The sequence below is a fragment of the Terriglobia bacterium genome, assembly GCA_020073495.1.
GTDB lineage: Bacteria > Acidobacteriota > Terriglobia > Terriglobales > Acidobacteriaceae > JAIQFD01.
Genome location: JAIQFD010000002.1, coordinates 48,664 through 68,063, shown reverse-complemented (window position 1 = coordinate 68,063; position 19,400 = coordinate 48,664). Strand labels below are relative to the sequence as shown.

At 61.9% G+C, this 19,400-nt stretch carries 14 protein-coding genes and 1 pseudogene; 11 read left to right on the top strand and 4 right to left on the bottom strand.

Features of this window, described 5'->3' with window-relative positions; genetic code table 11:
• Positions 1–16 precede the first annotated feature (16 nt).
• Positions 17–1,015 (bottom strand): hypothetical protein, encoded by a 999-nt coding sequence (locus tag LAN37_04100; GenBank protein MBZ5646388.1) that lies wholly within the window; start codon positions 1,013–1,015, stop codon positions 17–19.
• A gap of 165 nt (positions 1,016–1,180) precedes the next feature.
• On the opposite strand from LAN37_04100, the pseudogene LAN37_04095 reads away from it, so the two are divergent.
• From LAN37_04095 to LAN37_04085, 3 genes and pseudogenes are all read left to right on the top strand, one after another.
• A pseudogene (locus tag LAN37_04095) lies at positions 1,181–1,867 on the top strand (UDP-2,3-diacylglucosamine diphosphatase).
• Entirely contained in the window at positions 1,866–2,576 is a 711-nt protein-coding gene (locus LAN37_04090; GenBank protein ID MBZ5646387.1) for a glycosyltransferase, read from the top strand. The pseudogene LAN37_04095 and the gene LAN37_04090 overlap by 2 nt, the downstream one beginning before the upstream one ends.
• Positions 2,573–3,124, top strand: coding sequence for an NUDIX domain-containing protein (locus LAN37_04085; GenBank protein ID MBZ5646386.1), 552 nt, complete (start codon positions 2,573–2,575; stop codon positions 3,122–3,124). The genes LAN37_04090 and LAN37_04085 overlap by 4 nt, the downstream gene beginning before the upstream one ends.
• Before the next feature lie 23 nt (positions 3,125–3,147).
• Here LAN37_04085 and LAN37_04080 read toward each other — a convergent pair whose 3' ends face one another.
• On the bottom strand, positions 3,148–3,567 hold the full coding sequence (locus tag LAN37_04080) for an STAS domain-containing protein (GenBank protein ID MBZ5646385.1): 420 nt from the start codon (positions 3,565–3,567) through the stop codon (positions 3,148–3,150).
• Positions 3,568–4,186: 619 nt separating this feature from the next.
• Between LAN37_04080 and LAN37_04075 the strand changes: the two genes are divergently transcribed.
• The 7 genes from LAN37_04075 (at position 4,187) to LAN37_04045 (ending at position 16,536) form a co-directional block, all read left to right on the top strand.
• Positions 4,187–4,960 (top strand): DmsE family decaheme c-type cytochrome, encoded by a 774-nt coding sequence (locus LAN37_04075; GenBank protein MBZ5646384.1) that lies wholly within the window; start codon positions 4,187–4,189, stop codon positions 4,958–4,960.
• A gap of 87 nt (positions 4,961–5,047) precedes the next feature.
• A complete protein-coding gene (locus tag LAN37_04070; GenBank protein MBZ5646383.1) occupies positions 5,048–7,663 on the top strand; it encodes a hypothetical protein in 2,616 nt (871 codons plus the stop codon).
• A 297-nt stretch (positions 7,664–7,960) separates the two neighbouring features.
• The gene (lon, locus tag LAN37_04065) at positions 7,961–10,357 is read left to right on the top strand and encodes an endopeptidase La (protein ID MBZ5646382.1); all 2,397 of its coding nucleotides are present in this window, start codon (positions 7,961–7,963) and stop codon (positions 10,355–10,357) included.
• A gap of 123 nt (positions 10,358–10,480) precedes the next feature.
• The gene (gene lptG, locus LAN37_04060; GenBank protein ID MBZ5646381.1) at positions 10,481–12,802 is read left to right on the top strand and encodes an LPS export ABC transporter permease LptG; all 2,322 of its coding nucleotides are present in this window, start codon (positions 10,481–10,483) and stop codon (positions 12,800–12,802) included.
• Between the two features lie 120 nt (positions 12,803–12,922).
• Positions 12,923–14,671 carry an ABC transporter ATP-binding protein/permease gene (locus tag LAN37_04055; GenBank protein MBZ5646380.1) on the top strand — a complete coding sequence of 583 codons (1,749 nt, stop codon included), beginning with the start codon at positions 12,923–12,925 and terminating at the stop codon, positions 14,669–14,671.
• Positions 14,672–14,750: 79 nt separating this feature from the next.
• Positions 14,751–15,425, top strand: coding sequence for a methyltransferase domain-containing protein (locus tag LAN37_04050; protein MBZ5646379.1), 675 nt, complete (start codon positions 14,751–14,753; stop codon positions 15,423–15,425).
• A gap of 13 nt (positions 15,426–15,438) precedes the next feature.
• A complete protein-coding gene (locus LAN37_04045; protein MBZ5646378.1) occupies positions 15,439–16,536 on the top strand; it encodes an NAD(P)/FAD-dependent oxidoreductase in 1,098 nt (365 codons plus the stop codon).
• A 34-nt stretch (positions 16,537–16,570) separates the two neighbouring features.
• Here LAN37_04045 and LAN37_04040 read toward each other — a convergent pair whose 3' ends face one another.
• Positions 16,571–17,230 (bottom strand): class I SAM-dependent methyltransferase, encoded by a 660-nt coding sequence (locus LAN37_04040; protein ID MBZ5646377.1) that lies wholly within the window; start codon positions 17,228–17,230, stop codon positions 16,571–16,573.
• A 51-nt stretch (positions 17,231–17,281) separates the two neighbouring features.
• Entirely contained in the window at positions 17,282–17,782 is a 501-nt protein-coding gene (locus LAN37_04035) for a polymer-forming cytoskeletal protein (GenBank protein ID MBZ5646376.1), read from the bottom strand.
• A 639-nt stretch (positions 17,783–18,421) separates the two neighbouring features.
• Between LAN37_04035 and LAN37_04030 the strand changes: the two genes are divergently transcribed.
• Positions 18,422–19,360, top strand: a complete 939-nt coding sequence (locus tag LAN37_04030; GenBank protein ID MBZ5646375.1) for a hypothetical protein — start codon at positions 18,422–18,424, stop codon at positions 19,358–19,360.
• The last annotated feature ends 40 nt before the right edge of the window (positions 19,361–19,400 follow it).

Sequence of the window (19,400 nt, the reverse complement as noted above, 5' to 3'; positions counted from 1 at the left end):
GACAAGTTCGCTTGTGTTATGAGACCGGCCTACGGAGAGACGGGCGGAGAATCGTAACCTGGCGCGGCACCAGAAATACGCGCACGGGGAGTTCGCCGAACAATTCACCATCGACCTCGGCCAGGCTCTTGCTGCTTCCATGCACGCGCTGCGTGGCAATGCTGGCGGCCTCGGCGGGATGGCAGCGGAGTTCGCGAGTACGAACGACCTCGATGTCACTCAATCGCGCCTGCGAAGAATTCCCAAACACTTGAGATGCGACAAGCTGGAGGCCGTAGTTCAGGAACGCGGTGCGACGCGCGGTCTTAAAGAGCACAACCCGAAGTTGGTCGGCTGGAAGAAGAGCCGGTCCCTTCGGTTCAAGGAAATGTCCGAAGTATCCGATCCGTTCCGCGACAACCTGGGCGACGATTTCCGTGCGGGTCTCACCCGAGGAGAGGTCTTCAAACTGGGCGCAGAACAGCGGGAACGGTTCCCGCGAAAAAATGAGCTGGCGCGCCGATTCCGCGTAGTAGGCAGCGATCCCGAAACGAGCCTTGGCCGATGGACTTAATTCGCAGATCACACGGGCATCTGCGCCAACGCCGACGGCGGCGAGCCAATAGCGACGGTAACCATCAGCCGTTCGCTCGATGCATCCGACCGAGCACGATTGCGGTGCGGAGTGAATTAGGCCCTCAACCAGAAGCTCAACGCTGCGGCGGACGCCCAAATCTCTGGCTAGAAGATTTCCCGATCCGAAGGGAACGATCCCGAGCGATGCTTCGCGGCCGTTTGCCATCAGTGCCTGGAGCACCTCGTTGACCGTGCCATCCCCTCCGCAGGCGAGGACAGTGTCGAAATCAGCCAGGCCATCGAACAGCGCGTCCGGCAGATGGCCGGGGCCTCGCGTGGTCGTGGTGATGGTGTTGACGCCGGCCCTTGTCAACGAGGAGAGCAGGGCGTGAAGCTCGCTGTCGCGACACCTCCACCGCATGCCCGCTAGCGGATTGAAAACGACGAGAGCAGTCTTCATGGTCGAATCGGAGTCTAGCAGCGAGCAGACGCGCAGCGTGAAGAGGAGCTGTCGATCCGAGCCTAGCTGGTCACCTGTGAAGAGGCTGATTCCCAAGGTGAATCGTCACGGGATATTCATCGTGCGTTCACGCGGCTGCAATCGCAATTGCACATAATCTGGTGCATGCAGGCCGTATCGGCAGACACGTTGATCATCAGCGACGTGCATCTGGGTTCGGACCTAAGCCGCGCGCGCGAGGCGCTCCGCCTGATCAAACACTCCTCGTTCCAGCGGCTGATCCTTCTCGGCGACATCTTCGCCGACCTGAACTTCTCGAGGCTGAAAAAGGACCACTGGAGATTCCTGTCGCAGATCCGCAAGCTCTCGAACCCGAAGCGCGGGATCGAGGTGGTGTGGGTGGAAGGCAACCATGACCAAGGGCTGGCGACGCTCATGTCGCATCTGGTGGGGGTGCGCGTGTATCAGGAATATACGTGGACTTTCGCCGGTCTGCGGCACTTGGCGATCCACGGGCACCAGTTCGACCAATTCGCCATCAACAGAGTGCGTCTCAGCCGTTTCGGCACGCTCGTGCACTTGCAGCTGCAGAAGCTGGATTCGGAGAAGAAGCGTTTCAGCCGCTTGCTCGACGGGTTGAACACCCGCTGGCTGCGGCTGTCGGCAAAGGTGTCGAAGGGAGCACTGGAACATGCACGGCGCCGGGGCATCGACCGCATCTTCTGCGGGCACACTCACATCGCGATGGAAGCGGAGCGCGACGGAGTCCGGTACTACAACTCTGGATCGTGGGTTGGCGTGCCGCCGACGTTCATCACCGTGGGAGAGGAAGGAGTGCGAATCCACCAATATGCCGGAATTGACGATCGTGATCCCTGCCAAGAACGAAGCGACGTTGCTGCCAAAGCTGCTGACCTCGCTGACGAAACAGACCTATTTGCAGAACCGGAAGACGAAGGTGTTCGTTGCTGACGCGGGGTCTAGCGACGACACGCCGCAACTGGCAATGACTTTTCGTGGCCGGTTGGAACTCGAGGTCATTCCCGGCGGACTGCCGTCTGTGGGCAGGAACGCTGGCGCCCGTCTGGCTGACGGCGAGTACGTCCTTTTTATCGATGCGGACATGGAGTTTCACGACGCGACGCTGATCGCCCGCGCCGTGGAGATGATGCGCGAGCGTCAACTGCACTGCCTCACGACCAATATCTGGTGTGAGTCGGGCACGGCGCTCGACCAAGCGCTCTATCTGGGCAATAACATCTCGCAGTGGCTCTCACAGTTCGCAAGCCCGTACGCGACCGGGATGTTCATGCTCTTTGACCGGAAGCGGTTCTGGGAGCTGGGCGGGTTCCATGAGCAGGCGCTGTTCGCGGAGGATTACCTGCTGAGCAAGAAGGTGTCCCCGGGACGATTCGCGATCATCCATGGCGGCGCCTACACCACCAACCGGCGGTTCCGCAAAATGGGGCACCTCAAGATGGTCTCGCTGTTCCTTTGGACTGCGCTCAACACGTGGAACGAAAAGCACTTTCTGCGCGACCAGAAGTATTGGGAGGTATGACAGTGGACGCACAAAAGACCATGCGACTGCGAAACACCGTGCCGGTGATCCCGCTCCGAGTTCAAGTAGCGGCCGTCTGCTACCGCCGCCGCGGGCCGGAAATAGAGTTTTTGCTCGTCCGTACCTCCAGCGGCAGATGGATCTTTCCCAAGGGCCACGCGGATGAATCGCTTTCCAAGTGTGAGGCGGCGGCCCGCGAAGCCTGGGAGGAAGCCGGCGCGATAGGAGAGATCGAGCCCCGATGCTTCCAGACCTTCCGGTACTGGAAACAAGATTCCGGCGACGAGATCCTGTTGGTAGAGGCCTACCTGCTCGAGGTGCTCCGGCGCCGCGTTCCGGAGGAGGACTACAGGGCCCCCACGTGGTTCACGCCCTTTGCGGCAATACGTGCGGTCGCCGAAGGCCGAGACACCGAGTCTTCGACGGAACTCGTCGGCGTCATCGACGCTGCATTGAGGAACCTCACGAATACCGAAGCGCAAGAATACGCCCATGCTCGAGCTTCAGCGGCCAGATGGCGGAGAAGCGGAATATCTCGATCGCGATGATGGAGAAGGCGACCAAGCGCCGATCAGCCTCCCCATCCGGCGCCGGGTTTGATGCGGAAGCCGACATGCGGCTTGACGGGTTTTTCGCAGGAGTCTGTCGCCAGCGCCGCTTCCGCCTGGGAAACGCTGTCGAAGAATTGGAACAATGGATCCACGTGCGTCAGCAGGAAGACGGTTTTCACCCGGTCGCTGACCCCGGCCAGCATCAGCTTCCTGCCGTCCTTCTGACGCGACACGTGCGCCCCCAGCAGGCAACCCAGGCCCGCCGAATCGAGGTACGGCACCCCCGCGAGATCCAGAACCAGGACGGGCGATCGCTCGGAGCGAAGCAGAGTCTGGAACTCAAAGAGCGTGGCGATGGTAAGCGGCCCGCTGAGATGGACGACGATGCATCCCTCGCGCGACCCGGCCGAGGTTTGAATCTGCAGCTTCTGATCCGCCATGCGGCGAAGTTTAGTGAGAATCCGAATGGCGATGGTTAAAGGACGATGAATTCGAAGGCCGACACGCTTGCCGGCGGGCGGCCCTGGCGTTACTGGTGCAATCCGGCCCCTTGGAGAAAGGGAGGAAGCGCTCATGCCGAAGAGACACAATGGGCCGACGCGCAGGGAGTTCGTGAAGATCACGGGAGCGGACCGGCGCGGGCGTTTCAGATGAAGATCGTCTTCACAAATTCTCGAACAGGCGAGAGGGACGTGCAATGGACACCGCTGTCGACGTACAGAAAGTGATTCCGGGAACAGCATTATGTGACGAACATCACAGACTTGTTCGCGGCAGGTGGGGCACAAGGGTAGCGATCTATTTCCCGCATTCATCCCAGGGAAGGTCAAACATTCCAAGGATCGAGGGAGGCAGGCGAAGCCGGCCATGAGATTCCGAACAGCAGCCCTTCTCGCAGTTGTTGCGGCTTTGGCGGTGAGCGCGAGTGCGGTGTCAGCGCATTCGGCCCGCGCACTTTCCGGTACGTTCCTCATGGGCGCCAATCCAGGCGCTGCCGAGGACAAGGCTAAAGCCGCAACGCCATCGTCTCAGGCAACGGATTCGGGCCAGTATGTTGGCGTGGCTACCTGCCAGGGGTGCCACGACGAACTGTACAAGGGCTTCGAGGCGTCGCCGCACTGGATGACCACCAAAGAAACCAAGATGACACACGGTGCGCACGGTTGCGAATCGTGCCATGGTCCTGGGCTAGCGCACGTGGAAGGTGGGGGCGATAAGACCAAGATCTTCACCTTCGCAGGGGCCAAGAGCCAAGACATCACCAAGCGCTGCCTGACCTGCCACGAAGCCAAGGTGGAACAGCGGGAGTTCATGCGGTCAACGCACAATGAGAACGGCGTCAGTTGCACGAGCTGCCACTCCATCCACCACACCAAGGCGGAGTACCTGCTGGTGAACAAGCAGCCAGGGCTGTGTTACTCGTGCCACGCGGAACAGAAGGCCGACTTCCAGAAGACGTTCCGCCATCGCGTGAACGAGGGCTTGATCAAGTGCACCGATTGCCACAATGCGCACGGCGCGGTGAGAGATCGCATGGTCCGGTCGGCGCCCAATCAGGACCTCATCTGCACGAAGTGCCACGCGGACAAACGCGGACCGTTCGTCTTCGAGCACGAACCCGTGAGGGTCGAGGGATGCATGGCCTGCCACACCCCGCACTCCTCGGTCTATCCGCGCATGTTGCTCACCGCACGCATCAACACCCTTTGCCTGCAGTGCCATGAGCAAATCCCGACGGGCGTGCATGGCGCGCAGAACCAGTACCGGCAAGTTTGCATCGTTTGCCACATGAGTATTCACGGCTCAAACGTGAGCAATATTTTCTTCAAATAAGGAAGGAGAAGAACCATGGCAAATCGAAATCAAAATCCGCCGCGGCCTCTCCTTCGCGGAGAAGAGCCGTTGGATGGGAGCCGACGTATGAAAAGGAAGCATGCAATCTTTGTCGCCATCCTGATGCTGGCGTCGCCGCTGTTCACCCTGGCGCAGAGCCAAGGGGAAGATGACAAGGGACGTGTTTGGGGCGACTACACCGTGCATCAGTCCATCGAACTCGGCGGCCACATCGCGGACGCCGAAGGCAATCAGCAGACGTACGGCACATTCGTGAACTTGTACAGCGGCCCGCGGATCCTGGGTGCGGATCTGTCCATGCAATCGATCAGCCACCAGGGCCTGCTCTTCGACAACCTGTACGTGAGCAGCTTCGGATTCGGCGGCGATCCGGAAAGCGTGGCCCGCCTGCGGATGCAGAAGAACAAGTGGTACAACTTCGTCGCCCTTTACCGGCGCGATAAGAATTACTTTGATTACAACCTGTTCGCGAATCCGATGAACCTGAATCCGGGCATCGCCACGTGCGGCGTGGGTTGCACGAACGCAATCACCCCGTCGGCACTGCCGTGGTACACGGATAGCCCACACCTGCAGACCACGGCGCGCAACATGGGGGATTTCACCCTGACGCTGCTGCCCGAGTCGGCCATCAGCTTCCGCCTGGGCTATGCCCGCAATGCCACGTACGGAACCGTCGACACCAGCCTGGAGGCCCCCATCCGCACCATCTTGACGGAGGACTCCCAATGGCGGTCCGACCGTTACCAGTTCGGCGTGGACCTGAAGATGCTTCCACGCACCACCATCAGCCTCGACGCATTCTTCGAGCACGACAAGAACGATATCGGCTTCCTGGATGGCAACGTGTTATACGCGTTGGGCAACACGGGTGGACCGCAGGTCGATATTGGCGTTCTGTTACCGCCCCTCGGTGGTACCCTGCCCTCGTGCTTTAACGGACAGACCATCCAGCCGAATAATGTTTTCATAATCAACGCGGGATGCACCGGCGTTCTCCTGAATACCGGCCCAGGCGGCCCCTACTTTAGGCGCGGTAATGTCCGCACCGACATTCCGAGCGGACAGTTTTCGCTGCAGTCGAACTATTTCCGCAATCTGGATATCACCGCCAGCGGCACGTACAGTTCCGCGACTTCCGACTACCTGAACTTCAACGAGTTCATGCATGGCAGTACCGCTACCCTGAACAGCGGTATTCCCAGCACGGATCGTGTCTCGGCCAACGTCGACCTCGGCGTGACCTACCACTTCGGCAAGAACTGGAGCATTTCGGACAAGTTCCGCTGGCTGAACTGGCGTGAACCAGGTGCTTTCACGAACACGGCGTTCAACTGCGTTCTCCCCGCTGGCGCCCTGGGGGCGCCTGCCGGATTTCCAGCCGGCGCTGTGACGCTGACACCACTCCGGAACCCTTGCGTCAGCGACATTCTCACCCTCACAGGCCTGACGACCGCAGGCAACGCGGCTTCTGGAAACTACGAACAAGTAACCGCCTACAGCAGCCTCGTAGGGGAGCGTTCGTACTTCAACACCTTTAAGGTGAACTGGCAGCCGAGCCGTCATTTCAGCGGTTACATCGGATACCGCTACGCAGGGCGGGAGTTGAGGGATGGCAATGCTGCTGTCGGCGGCATCCTCAGCCAGGTGACCACCACGTTTGCAAACGATGGAAGCGGTGCGGTTCCGCCGATTTCCTCGGTTGTGACCAATAGCGGCACCGTGGACGGCGAAAGAATCAACCAGCACACAGCCCTGATGGGCGTCGTTGTCCGGCCCGTGGACGCATGGCGGATCAATGGCGATGTGGAATTACAGGATGCCGACAACTCCTTCGTCCTCCTCAATCCGCGTCACCAGCAACGGGCGCGGGTTTACAGCACCTTCAAGGTGAATCGCCGGGTCAGCATCAATGGGGGCCTGCATTTCGTCGAGAGCCGCAACGCCTTTGCCCAATCTGATACCGTGGCAGGCACAAACAACCCCCTGTTCCCGACCGGGGTCGTGCCGGTCTATGGACACAAGGACCATTGGCGCTACTACACACTCGGGACCACGATGAACCCCAACTCGAAGCTCACCTTCGACTTTGGATGGACTTACCTGGACCAGGACATCAAGGCGGCGACCTGCATGCCGGTACCAGCCAACGCGTTTCCCGGCCTTACCCCTCCGAGTGTCTGTGCTAACGGCAACACCGCTCGGGCGCTTGTTCTGGCTTATCAGGAGACCACGAATTCCGCCTACACAAACATTTCCTACCAACCGGTCAAACGCCTCACTCTGAGCGCAGGCTATGAATTCACTGGCGACAACGGGAAGACCGATTGGCTGCGGATCGATACTGGCATGCCGCTCCTCGTGGTGGGGGACATTTACGGCAACTCACCCCCGCTTGCAGGCAACCCGATCACCCCATGTCCAGGAGCGGCCGTAGCCGCGGGCTGCGTCTTCCCCGGTCCGTTCCCGGATCAGCCTCTCGGTCCTCAAGCCATCAACTGGCACAAGGCTCATTTAGGCGTTGCCATTGATGTCGCCAAGGGAGTCCAGTTCAAGGGCCTGTGGGATTACTACGACTACAACTCGAAAGACCATCCCGATAGCTTAGTACTGCTAAGGGTAACCACTCTTCGCGATTTCCACGCCAATGTGGGAACTGTTTCGTTGAAGTACAGCTTCTAATTCCGCTTGGGAGAACCAAGGTGCGGGGCGGCCGCGAGGCCGCCCCGAGATTTTTTCTATTCCGCATACATGGGACCGAGTTTAAGGCCAAACCCTGATGCAGGCGGAGACGACGACGTGCGGTTGCGAGCGAGGGCGAGGGTCGTGTAATCTCGCTGTAGTGGGGATGACCAGCCGGTTTCCAGAGGCAAGAATCAAGTACCTAATCGGCCTGTGACTGTGGTAATGAAGGGCAAGAGGCACGGCGGGGAGCAGTGTTTTAGAATCAGGGTTGAGGGGTCTTAAAAAGGGAGCCCAGTGAGCACACGGGAAAAATTCGACCAACGGAAGCTGCCGATGATGCCCATCCGGGACGTCATCATCTTTCCATTCATGATGACGCCGTTCGTGGTGGGCCGGGAGTCGAGCGTGCGGGCGCTGGAAGAGGCGCTGGCCGCCGACAAGAAGATCTTCCTGGCGACGCAGCACGACGCCACGGTGGACGAGCCCAAGCCCAACGAGATCTTCCAGGTGGGCACAGTCGTCAACATCGTGCAGTCGCTGAAGCTGCCCGACGGCAACATCAAGGTGCTGGTCGAGGGCATCGAGCGCGGCAAGATCCTGCAGGTGACCGAGGTCGACGGGTACATGCAGGCGACGGTGCGCACGGCAAAGTACGAGCTGCAGATGACGCCGGCGGTCGAGACCGCGATGCAGCGCGTCACTTCCCTGTTCGAGCAGTACGTCAAGCTCTGCCAGTCGCTCAACTACGAGACCATGATCGCCGCGGTCAAGATGGAAGACGCGGCCAAGCTCACCGATACCATCGCGGCCAATCTCCAGCTCTCCATCGAGGAGAAGCAGGAGCTGCTGGAGATCTTCGATCCCATCGAGCGGCTGAACCGCATCGCCGACGTGCTGGACATCGAGATCGAGAAGCTGAACATGGACCGCACCATCCAGTCGCGGGTGAAGCGGCAGATGGAACGGGCGCAAAAAGAGTACTACCTGAACGAGAAGATCAAGGCCATCCAGAAGGAACTGGGACGCGGCGAGAAGAGTGAATGGGACGAGCTCAAGAAGAAGGTGGACGCCGCGGGAATGCCCAAGGACGTCCACGACAAGGCGATGCAGGAGCTGAAGAAGCTGGAAGCCATGCCGCCGATGTCGGCCGAGAGCACGGTTTCGCGCAACTACCTGGATTGGCTGCTGGCCGTGCCGTGGAAGAAGAAGTCGAAAGAGATCCGCTCCATCGAGCGCGCCGAGAAGGTGCTGAACGAAGATCATTATGGGCTGGAAAAGATCAAGGAGCGCATCCTCGAGTTCCTGGCGGTGCGGCAACTGGTGAAGAACCCGAAGGGGTCGATCCTGTGCTTCGTGGGGCCTCCGGGCGTGGGCAAGACGTCGCTGGGGATGTCGATCGCCAAGGCGACCGGGCGCAAGTTCGTGCGCATGTCGCTGGGCGGGGTGCGCGACGAGGCGGAGATCCGCGGGCACCGGCGCACCTACATCGGGGCGCTGCCGGGGCAGATCATCCAGATGATGAAGAAGGCCGGCACCAAGAACCCGGTATTCATGCTGGATGAGGTGGACAAGATGAGCATGGACTTCCGCGGCGACCCGTCGGCGGCGCTGCTGGAAGTGCTCGATCCGGAGCAGAATTTCATGTTCGTGGACCACTACCTGGACGTGGAATACGACCTGAGCCAGGTGTTCTTCATCGCGACGGCGAACGTGATCCATACCGTCCCGCCGGCGCTGCAGGACCGCATGGAGGTCCTGCGCCTGCACGGCTACACGGAGCAGGAGAAGATCGAGATCGCGAAGCAGTTCCTGGTGAAGAAGCAGCGGTTGCAGGCGGGTCTGACGGAGAAGAACATCAGCTTCAACGAGGACGCGATCACGGGGATCATCCGGGGGTACACGCGGGAAGCGGGCGTGCGCAACCTGGAACGCGAGATCGGCAACGTCTCCCGCAAGGTGGCCCGCAAGGTGGTGAAGGAAGGCGCGAGCTATAACATCGCGATCAGCGGGGAGAATATCGGCGAGTTCCTGGGCGTAACCAAGTTCCGCGACACGCTGGTGCACGAAAAGAACGAGGTCGGGCTGGTCACAGGGCTGGCGTGGACCGAGGTGGGCGGGTCGATCCTGAGCACCGAGGTCACGATCGTGGACGGCAAGGGCAAGCTGCTGCTCACCGGCAAACTGGGCGACGTGATGCAGGAGTCCGCGCAGGCGGCGATGAGCTACATCCGGTCACGGGCGGCGCGGCTGGGCGTGCCCCGGGAGTTCTACCGCAACGTGGACATCCACATCCATGTGCCCGAGGGAGCGATCCCCAAGGACGGGCCGTCGGCCGGCATCACCATGGGCACGGCGATCGCCAGCGCGCTCAGCGGCATCCCGGTGCGGCGCGACGTGGCCATGACGGGAGAGATCACGCTGCGGGGCAAGGTGCTGCCCATCGGCGGACTCAAGGAAAAACTGCTGGCGGCGCATCGCGCGGGGGTGTTCGAGGTGATCCTGCCGCGCGACAACGAGAAGGACGTGGCCGAGGTGCCGGAGAACCTGCGCAGCGCCATGAAGCTGCACTTCGTGGACAACATGGACGAGGTGCTGCGGGTGGCGCTGGAAAGCCCGCTGCCGAAGGAAGTCAGCGAGCCGGTGCCGCCGATCGTGGATACGACGGGACCGCAGCCGAGCACACATCAGTAGTACTCAGTACTCGGTACTCAGAAGGGCCTGCTGAAGAGCGGGCCCTTCGTACTTTCTACCCACCCTAGCCAAAACCGGGCTAGGGTGGGGCACCCGCGGAGCAGCGGGTATACTTGAGCGAACGTGCGGATCCTGACCAAGTACATCCTGCGCGAGGTGCTGTGGCATGCACTGATCGGCGCGGGTGTGTTCACGTTCGTCATCTTCATGCGCGACGTGGGCCGGCTGATGGAGCTGGTGGTGCGCAACAGCGCGCCCGTGCCCAGCGTGGCGGAGATCTTCGCCTTCACGCTGCCGACGGCGCTGACGGTCACCATCCCGATGGGCGTGCTGGTGGGGATCCTGATCGGGCTGAGCCGGCTGGCGGCCGACAGCGAGGTCACGGCGATGCGGGCGAGCGGCATCGGAGTGAGCCTGTTCGTGCGGGTGATCGCGCTGTTCGCTATCGCGGCGTGGATGATCGCGCTGGTGAACCAGGTGTGGGTGGCGCCGTGGTCGGCGCGCAAGCTGGCCGACCTGCAGAACCGGCTGAAAGGCTCGCAGGCCTCGTTCGAGGTCCAGCCGCGGGTCTTCTACGAGAATTTCGAGAACTACGTGCTGTACGTGCAGGACGTTCAGGCGGCGTCGGGAGCCGCCATCTGGAAGGGCATCTTCCTGGCGGACATCTCGACCCCATCGGCCCCGAAGATCACTCTGGCGGAAGAGGGCGTAGTGGTGAGCGAATCGCCCAACCGATTGCGCCTGCGCCTGAAGAACGGATCGCAACATGAGAGCGTGCCGCGCAATCCCCAGCAGTACTCGATCACGACCTTCAGCGACACCAACATCCCGATCACGCTGCCGGAGCCAGAGTCGGGCCAGAAGCTGCAATACGGGCTGAGGCCGATCCCGGAATTGACCTCGGCGGAGCTTTTTCACCATTCCCGCAGCATGTTCCCGGAAGCGCGGCGGTTCTTGACCATCGAACTGCAACGGCGGCTGGCGCTGCCGACGGCGTGCCTGGTGCTGGCCATGGTGGGGATCCCGTTGGGACTGTCGGCAAAGAAGGGCGGCAAGAGCGCGGGATTCGTGCTGACCATCCTGCTGGTGTTCCTGTATTACTTCGCGTCGCTGGGCGGCGTGGCGCTGGCGCGGCAGGGCAAGCTGCCGCCGACGCTGGGCGCGTGGCTGGCCAACCTCGCATTCGCGGTGGGCGGGATCTTCCTGCTGTGGCGGGTAGACCGGATGCCCATCGAGATCGGTTCCCTGCGGGGCCTGTGGGCGCGCCTGCTGCAAAGGATGCAGCGCCGGACCGATACCGCGGCCGGGGCGTTCGAGCGCGCTGCTTCGCGGCGGCGGGTGTTCAGCGCGCACTTCCCGCAGATCCTCGACGACTACATCCTGCGCGACTTCCTGACGTTCGTGGCGATGGTGCTAGCGATGTTCCTGGTGCTGACGATCGTGTTCTCGTTCTTCGAGCTGCTGGGGGACATCATCCGGAACCGCGTGCCGCTGGTGACCGTGGGCGAGTATTTGCTGAACGTGTTGCCGTCCATGGTGTACTTGATGATGCCGATGAGCGTGCTCATCGCAGTGCTGGTCACCTTCGGGCTGATGCAGAAATCGAACGAGATCACGGCGATGAAGGCGACGGGTATCAGCATCTACCGGGCGGCGCTGCCGGTGCTGGTGTTCGCGGCGGTGCTGCCGGTGGGGCTGTTCTTCTTCGACCAGTTCTACCTGCCCCACGCCAACAAGCGTCAGGACGCGCTGTGGAACCAGATCAAAGGCAGGCCGGCGCAGACCTACCTGCGTCCGGACCGCAAGTGGATCTTCGGGCAGCACTCGACCATCTATTACTACGAGCTGTTCGACGCGAACGCCAACCAGTTCGGGGGCATCTCGGCGTTCGAGTTCGATCCCCGGACGTTCGAGCTGACCAAGCGGGTGTACGCGCGCGAGGCGCACTGGGGAGCGAACATCGACAAGTGGATCTTCGAGCAGGGCTGGACGCGCAGCTTCCATGGGCCGGCGATCGAGGAGTTCCGCAGGTTCGACGCCCGGACCTTCGACGAGATGGACGAGCCGCCGACCTACTTCAAGAAAGAAGTGAAGCAGTCGTCGGAGATGAACTACGACGAGCTGAACCGCTACATCCAGGACCTGCAGCAGAGCGGGTTCGAGACGGTACGCCTGCGGGTGCAGTTGCACAAGAAGTTCGCGTTCCCCATCATCACGTTCGTCATGGCGCTGCTGGCACTTCCCTTCGCGCTGGGGCTGGGCAGGCGCGGGGCACTCACCGGTGTGGCCATGGGGATCGGCATCGCCATCGTGTACTGGGTCGGCGCAAGCCTGTTTGAGGCGCTGGGGAACGTCAATCAGCTACCCCCGGCGCTGGCTGCGTGGTCACCGGATGTGATCTTTGCCATGGCGGGCGGGTACCTGCTGCTGAAGGTGCCCACCTAAACGATCGGGGGATCGCCGGGAGCTGGAGATCGCCGGGATCGGAAGAAGATTCTCTTTTGTAACTGCCTCCCTGATCCGGTCATCTAAGCAGATCGAGGAAGGTCCGGGAAATCCGACAAAATGCTGAAATCGATGGGACCGCTGAAGCCGTACCTGTGGAGATACCGCTGGGGATATGTGGCGGGCACGCTCTGCGTGCTGCTGAACAACGGCATCTGGATCCTGTTCCCGCAGGTGATCAAGCGGGCAGTGGACAGCCTGAACACCGAGGTGACCCGGGAGAAGCTGCTCACCTATTCCCTGCTGCTGGTCGGGGTGGCGCTGGCCAAGGGCATCTTCCAGTTCCTGACGCGGTGGGTGGTGATCGGGATCTCGCGGGAGATCGAGTACGACCTGCGCAACGACCTGTTCAAGCACCTGGAATCGCTCTCGTATTCCTACTACCAGCGGACGCGCACGGGCGACATCATGGCGCGCGCCACCAACGACCTGAACGCGGTACGCATGCTGCTGGGCCCCGCCATCATGTACTCGGCGAACACCATTGTGTTCACGGCGGGGGCGCTGTTCTTCATGTGGGCCCTCAGCCCGAAGCTGACGCTGTGGGCGTTCGCGCCGCTGCCGGTGGTATCGGTCGTGGTGCAGTACTTCGGACGACAGATCCACGAAAAGTTCGAGCGGATCCAGGCCATGTTCTCCGACATCTCGGCGCGCGCGCAGGAGAATTTCTCCGGCGTGAGGGTGGTGCGCGCGTACGTGCAGGAGAACTCCGAGATCAGCGCGTTCGAGGCGGCCAACCGCGAGTACGTGAACCGCAGCCTGCCGCTGATCCGCTTGATGGGCATGCTTTGGCCCACGCTGGAAACCATGCTGGGTCTGGCGTTCATCCTGGTGTTCTGGCTGGGCGGACGGCAGACGGTGATGGGGCGAATGACGGTCGGCGGGTTCGCCGCCTATCTGACCTACATGATGCAACTGACCTGGCCGATCATCGCGCTGGGCTGGGTGATCAACATTTTCCAGCGGGGCACGGCGTCGTTGGGGCGCATCAACGAGATCCTGACGGAGCAGCCGGAGATCGTGGACGAGTCTGGGGGACCGGGGGCGTTCGCCCTGCAAGAGATCCACGGGCAAATCGAGTTCCGAAACCTGAATTTCTCGTACAACGGGACGCCGGTGCTGCGCGACATCAACCTGACGATCCCGGAGGGCAGCAGCCTGGCGGTGGTGGGACCGACGGGGTCGGGCAAGAGCACCCTGGTGAGCCTGATCCCGCGCATCTATGACGCGGCGCAGGGTTCGGTCCTGATCGACGGGCGGCGCATCCGCGAGATCCCGCTGGAAACGCTGCGGCGCAAGATCGGGTTCGTGCCGCAGGAGACTTTCCTGTTCAGCGCCACGGTGCGGGAGAACATCGCGTTCGGCACGGAAGAAGCCAGCGAAGAACAAGTGCGGGCGGCCGCGGAGGCAGCCAACATCGCGGCGGATATCGAGGGCTTCCCGGAGAAGTACGACACCATGGTGGGGGAGCGTGGTATCACGCTGTCCGGCGGGCAGAAGCAACGCGCGGCGATCGCGCGGGCGCTGGTCCGCGATCCCAGGATCCTGGTGCTCGATGACGCGCTGTCGAGCGTGGACACCTACACCGAGGAAAAGATCCTGAACCAACTGCGGGAGATCATGCGCGGGCGAACGACGATCTTCATCTCGCACCGCGTTTCCACGGTGCGCAATGCGGACCGCATCGCGGTGCTGCACGGCGGCCGCATCGTCGAATACGGCACGCACGACGAGCTGCTGGCGCGCAATGGGTACTACACCGAACTCTATAACAAGCAACTACTCGAGGAAGAGCTGGAAATCGTGTGATTGAGGAATCGGGTAATTGGGTAATCGGGCTTGTGGTCGTGAGCTCAATTACCCAATTACCCGATTTTCCAATTACCCGATGAAACGTGTGGTCACCCCCGAACTGCTGGACGCGGAAGCCTGGACGGCCCCAGAGCTGGGCACGGCCCTGGCGGACCTGGAGCTCATCAACCGCTGGTTCGGCGGGGTGGGGACGATGGCGTACATGCTGGAGCGCGTCGCCCGGGAGACTGGAGCGAGCGAGCTGAGAATGCTCGATGTCGGCGGAGCCGGCGGGCACCTGGCGCGCGACGCGGCGGCACGACTGGCGCCGCTCGGAATCACGCTCCGGGTCACGGTCGCGGACCGGGCACCATCCCACTTGAACCATGAGTGCCCCGGCGTAGCCGGTGATGCTACAGCGCTTCCCTTCCGTAGTGAGAGCTTCGACGTGGTGGGATGCTCGCTGCTGGCGCACCACCTCGATCCGTCCCAAGTCAAAGAATTCGTGCAGGAGGGTCTGCGGGTCTGCCGACGAGCGGTGCTGATCAACGACCTGCGGCGCAGCCCGGTGCACCTGGCGCTGGTGTACGCAGGGTTTCCGCTGTTCCGCAGCCCGCTGACGAGGAATGACGGGCCGGCGTCGGTGCGCGCGGCGTACACACCCGAGGAGATCCGCGAACTGCTGAAGGATGTGCTGGGGCGGGTGGAGATCAGGAATCACTACCTTTACCGAATGGGAGTGATCGTTTGGAAATCGCCGGGATCGCCGTAATCGCCGGGATTTTATGAGCAAGTACGACATTATCGTGGTTGGTGGAGGGCCGGCGGGGACGGCGGCGGCGATCACTGCGGCGCGCGCCGGCCAACACGTGCTGCTGCTGGAGCGCGGGCGGCTGCCGCGTCAGAAAGTCTGTGGCGAGTTCGTGTCGGCAGAGGGCGTGGAAACGCTGCGGGAACTCGATCCGGAGACGGCGGAGCGGTTGCTGGATGGAGCGCCAAGGATCCGGCTGGCGCGGTTGTTCGTGGATACACAAACGGTCGCGGTGCCGGTGGAGCCGGAAGCGGCGAGCATCACGCGCTACGCTCTGGATCATGCCCTGTGGAGCGCGGCGGAGGCGGCGGGAGCGGAATGCCGGCAGGAGATCGAAGCGCAAGCCGTCGAAGGCGAGGGTCCGTATCGAGTCACGGTTGTGACAGCCGAGGGCGGCTGTCCCCCACAGGAGTTGGAGGCGACCGCACTCATCGACGCGAGCGGAAGGTGGTCGCGATTGCGAAGAGGCAGCGGCACACTGCCACAGCCGACGGGCAGGCGGCGCTGCATCGGGCTGAAGGCTCATTTCGCGACGGGCGAGCTGGGCGTAACCGCACCACCGTCTGTGGATCTCTATTTTTTCGAAGGTGGCTACTGCGGGGTGCAGCCGGTCAGCGAAGGGCGGATGAACGCGTGTGCCATGGTGCGCGCGGACCGGGCGTCGAGCCTGGCGGAGGTGTTTGCACTGCATCCGGCGCTTGCGGAGCGGAGCCGGGGATGGCGCGCGGTGGGTGAAGCGGTGGCCACGTCGCCGCTGGTGTTCGAGCGGCCGCGACCGGTGCGGGACCAGGTGCTGTGCGCGGGAGATGCCGCCGGATTCGTGGATCCCTTCATCGGGGATGGCATCACGCTGGCGCTGCGCAGCGGACGGCTTGCGGCCGAAGCCGCGGTGCGAGGCGATGTGGAGTGGTATGCGCGGGAATATCGAGCGAGATTGCAGCCAGTGTTCGGGAACGCCTCATGGTTGCGGTGGGTGATGGACCTGCCGCGGCTATTGAGGAAGCCCATCGTAGCGGCGATGAGATCGCCGGGCGTGGGGCGGGCGTTGGTACGAAGCACGAGGGCGCGGTAGACGCCCTGACGGGCGTCTCCGCAGGAAACTCTGCCTAGCGGACGACGAGGACTTCGCGGACGTTGTCGCGAGCGAGGAAGAACTTCAGGGACGCGAACCCGCGGAAGAGGTTCTCGATGTTGCGGTTATTGAAGACGCGCTGCAGGCGGAAGCGGGGGCCAAGATGAAGCTCGAGGGTGTCTTTGCCGGTGAGCTGGTAGCGATAGCAGGGCGCGTCGGGCCCGGCATCCCGGGTATGGAAATAGGCCAGCAGGATGCCGCCGGGCTTCATCACCGAATGGAAGCGCTCCACCATGGGTTTGACGAAGGCCTCGGGCATGTAATCCGGGATGTCCCAACACAAGACGGCGTCGAAGAGTTCCTTCTCGAAGACCAGGTTCTCGGCCAGGAAGCGGGGCACGTCGTACATCGGCTTGCCGTTCTCGGTGGCGATGATGAGTGAGGGATCGCCGGAGGCGGTGAGCACGTCCTCGGTGTAGACCTTGTGGCCCAAGCCGGTGAGACGCGCAATATTGACCGGAGAAGTGGTGCCCAGGTCGAGGATGCGCAGGCCTTCCTGCCCCGCGATGGCACGGGTGAATTCGTTCAGCCCACTGGAGCGGCGCGAGAAGACTTCGGCAACCTCGACGGCCGGAGCTTCGGCCTCCGGCGAGCCGCGAAACAGGCGGAAGATCGAGTGTGTAACGGAACCCATGACTTCAGTACTCGGTACTCAGCACTCGGCGCTCAGTCAAGTCCCGGGAATTCAGTACTTTTTCTCGAGCAGGGACGACTGAGAGGTGCCCGCCGATCCTGTGCTTGAACTGGACGATGAGGAAGCCGCCGCAGAGAACGAAGCAGCGGCGGCCATGGCCATCTCGCGCTTGGTCTCGGACTTGGTCTCAGGCTTGGAGGCTTCCTTCTGAATGTCGATGGCGCCCTTGAAGAAGGCACCGTCCTCGATGATGATGCGCTGGGTGGAGATGTCGCCGACGAGCACGGCGGACTTTTTCAGTTCCACGCGCTCGGTGCCGCGGACGTTGCCGTCCACCTTGCCGTGGACCACGATATCGCGGGCATGGACATTGGCGCGAACGCGGCCGTGGGGCCCAACGATCAAGCTGTGATCGCGGAGCTCGATGCTGCCTTCGACTTCGCCATCGAGATAGAGATCCTCGCTGCCGGAGAGTTCGCCTTTCACGAGAACCGACTTCCCGATATGAGCCACGTCAGCCTTGAAGTTATCGATCGGCTTGGGCGCTTCCATGGGACGAACCTCCTTGGACGGTGTGAATGCCGAAGGAAATGGCTGCGGGGCCGTTGGCGCCGGCGGCTTGACTTCCTCTTTATGAGTTTTCCACATAGGCGAGGCCCTCCACGACGCATCGTGAGCCACACAGTTCCGGAAGCTGCGCACAAAAGTTGCGTTGCAAAGTACCGAAACAGAATAGCTTGTGCAGACTATACCCGACGGCATGGCGGCGGGCAATCGGGTTTTTCGCGGAGTGTGGTATCTGGAAGCACCAAAGTCCGTGCAGTAACTTACTGGTAAACGTCCCTGCGAATCTAACCTGGAGAAATGAAGACGGCAATCATAGGTGGAGTGAACGGGAAGTGAATAGTTGGTCCAGAATTCGATCTGGTGAAGCGCTCGCGAGGAGGTGAGCATACAGGAAAAAAGCGGGCATTTCGCTGTTCCGGCGCGGGCCGATGCGCAGCCCACAGATCGAAGCACGGTGCCTGCTGTTGGATGGATGATTGCAAGATGAATACTAACTGCTAACGAATAATGGCGTTTAGTAGCCTAACTTCTTTGGAATCAGAGCGGTGCCCAACTCCGAATCGACCACCAAGTGCTCAAAAAGCAACAGCAAGACGGAGCGCCGTCGTCTAATCTATGAAAGCCATGAACCCTGGGACCCAAAATGTGCGTGCGCTGGGGTGCGCGCTCCTGGCGACAGCGATGTGCGTCACGGCGCGGGCGCAGGATCAACCGGCCAAGCCGGCTGCCGGTGCGGCGAATAATCGCCCACGAACAACTCTAGCCAGCGAAAAGCCGCTGACGGCGCCAGAGGCGCAGGCGCTGGTGCGCAATGCGATCGATCGACAGATGGAGGCCGACGAAAAGGGTGGCGGACCGTCGTTCCGGTACATCCTGAAAGAGAATGGCAAGCGCGGGATCCTGACGAAGGAGATGATCGAAACCAAGGACGGGATCATCGCGCGGTTGATGGCGATCAACGACCGCCCGCTGACCGCAGAGGAACGCAAGGCCGACGATGAGCGGCTCAACAAACTGATGAGGGATCCCCAGGCCCGCCAGCAAAAGGCCAAGCAGCAGCAAGAGGACGACAAGCGCACACGCAAGATGGTGCGCGCCCTGCCGGACGCCTTCGTCTATGAGTTCGAAGGCAGAGAGGAAGGGCCGCGCGGCCCCGTGGTCCGGCTGAGCTTCAAACCGAACCCGGATTACGATCCTCCGTCGCGGGAGCTGCAGGTGTACCAAGGGATGGCAGGCCACATGCTCATCGATCCGCGGGCGGGGCGGCTGGTGGAGATCGACGCCAAGCTGTTCCGCGACGTGAATTTCGGGTGGGGCATCCTGGGACACCTGGAGAAGGGAGGAGAGTTCATGGTGCACCAGTCCGATGTGACCGGGAACGAGGACTGGCAGATCACCGCGATGCGCCTGCGATTCGATGGCAAGGTGCTGATCTTCAAGCCGATCCACATCCGCGACGATGATACGGCGACGAACTTCCGCGTGGTTCCCAATGACCTGAACTTCGCGCAGGGTTTGGAACTGCTGAAGAAGCAGGATGCGGCAATAGCGGGACAGAAATAGCTGGTGATCGGCAGCTGGTGACGCCCGGCGAATCTGCCGG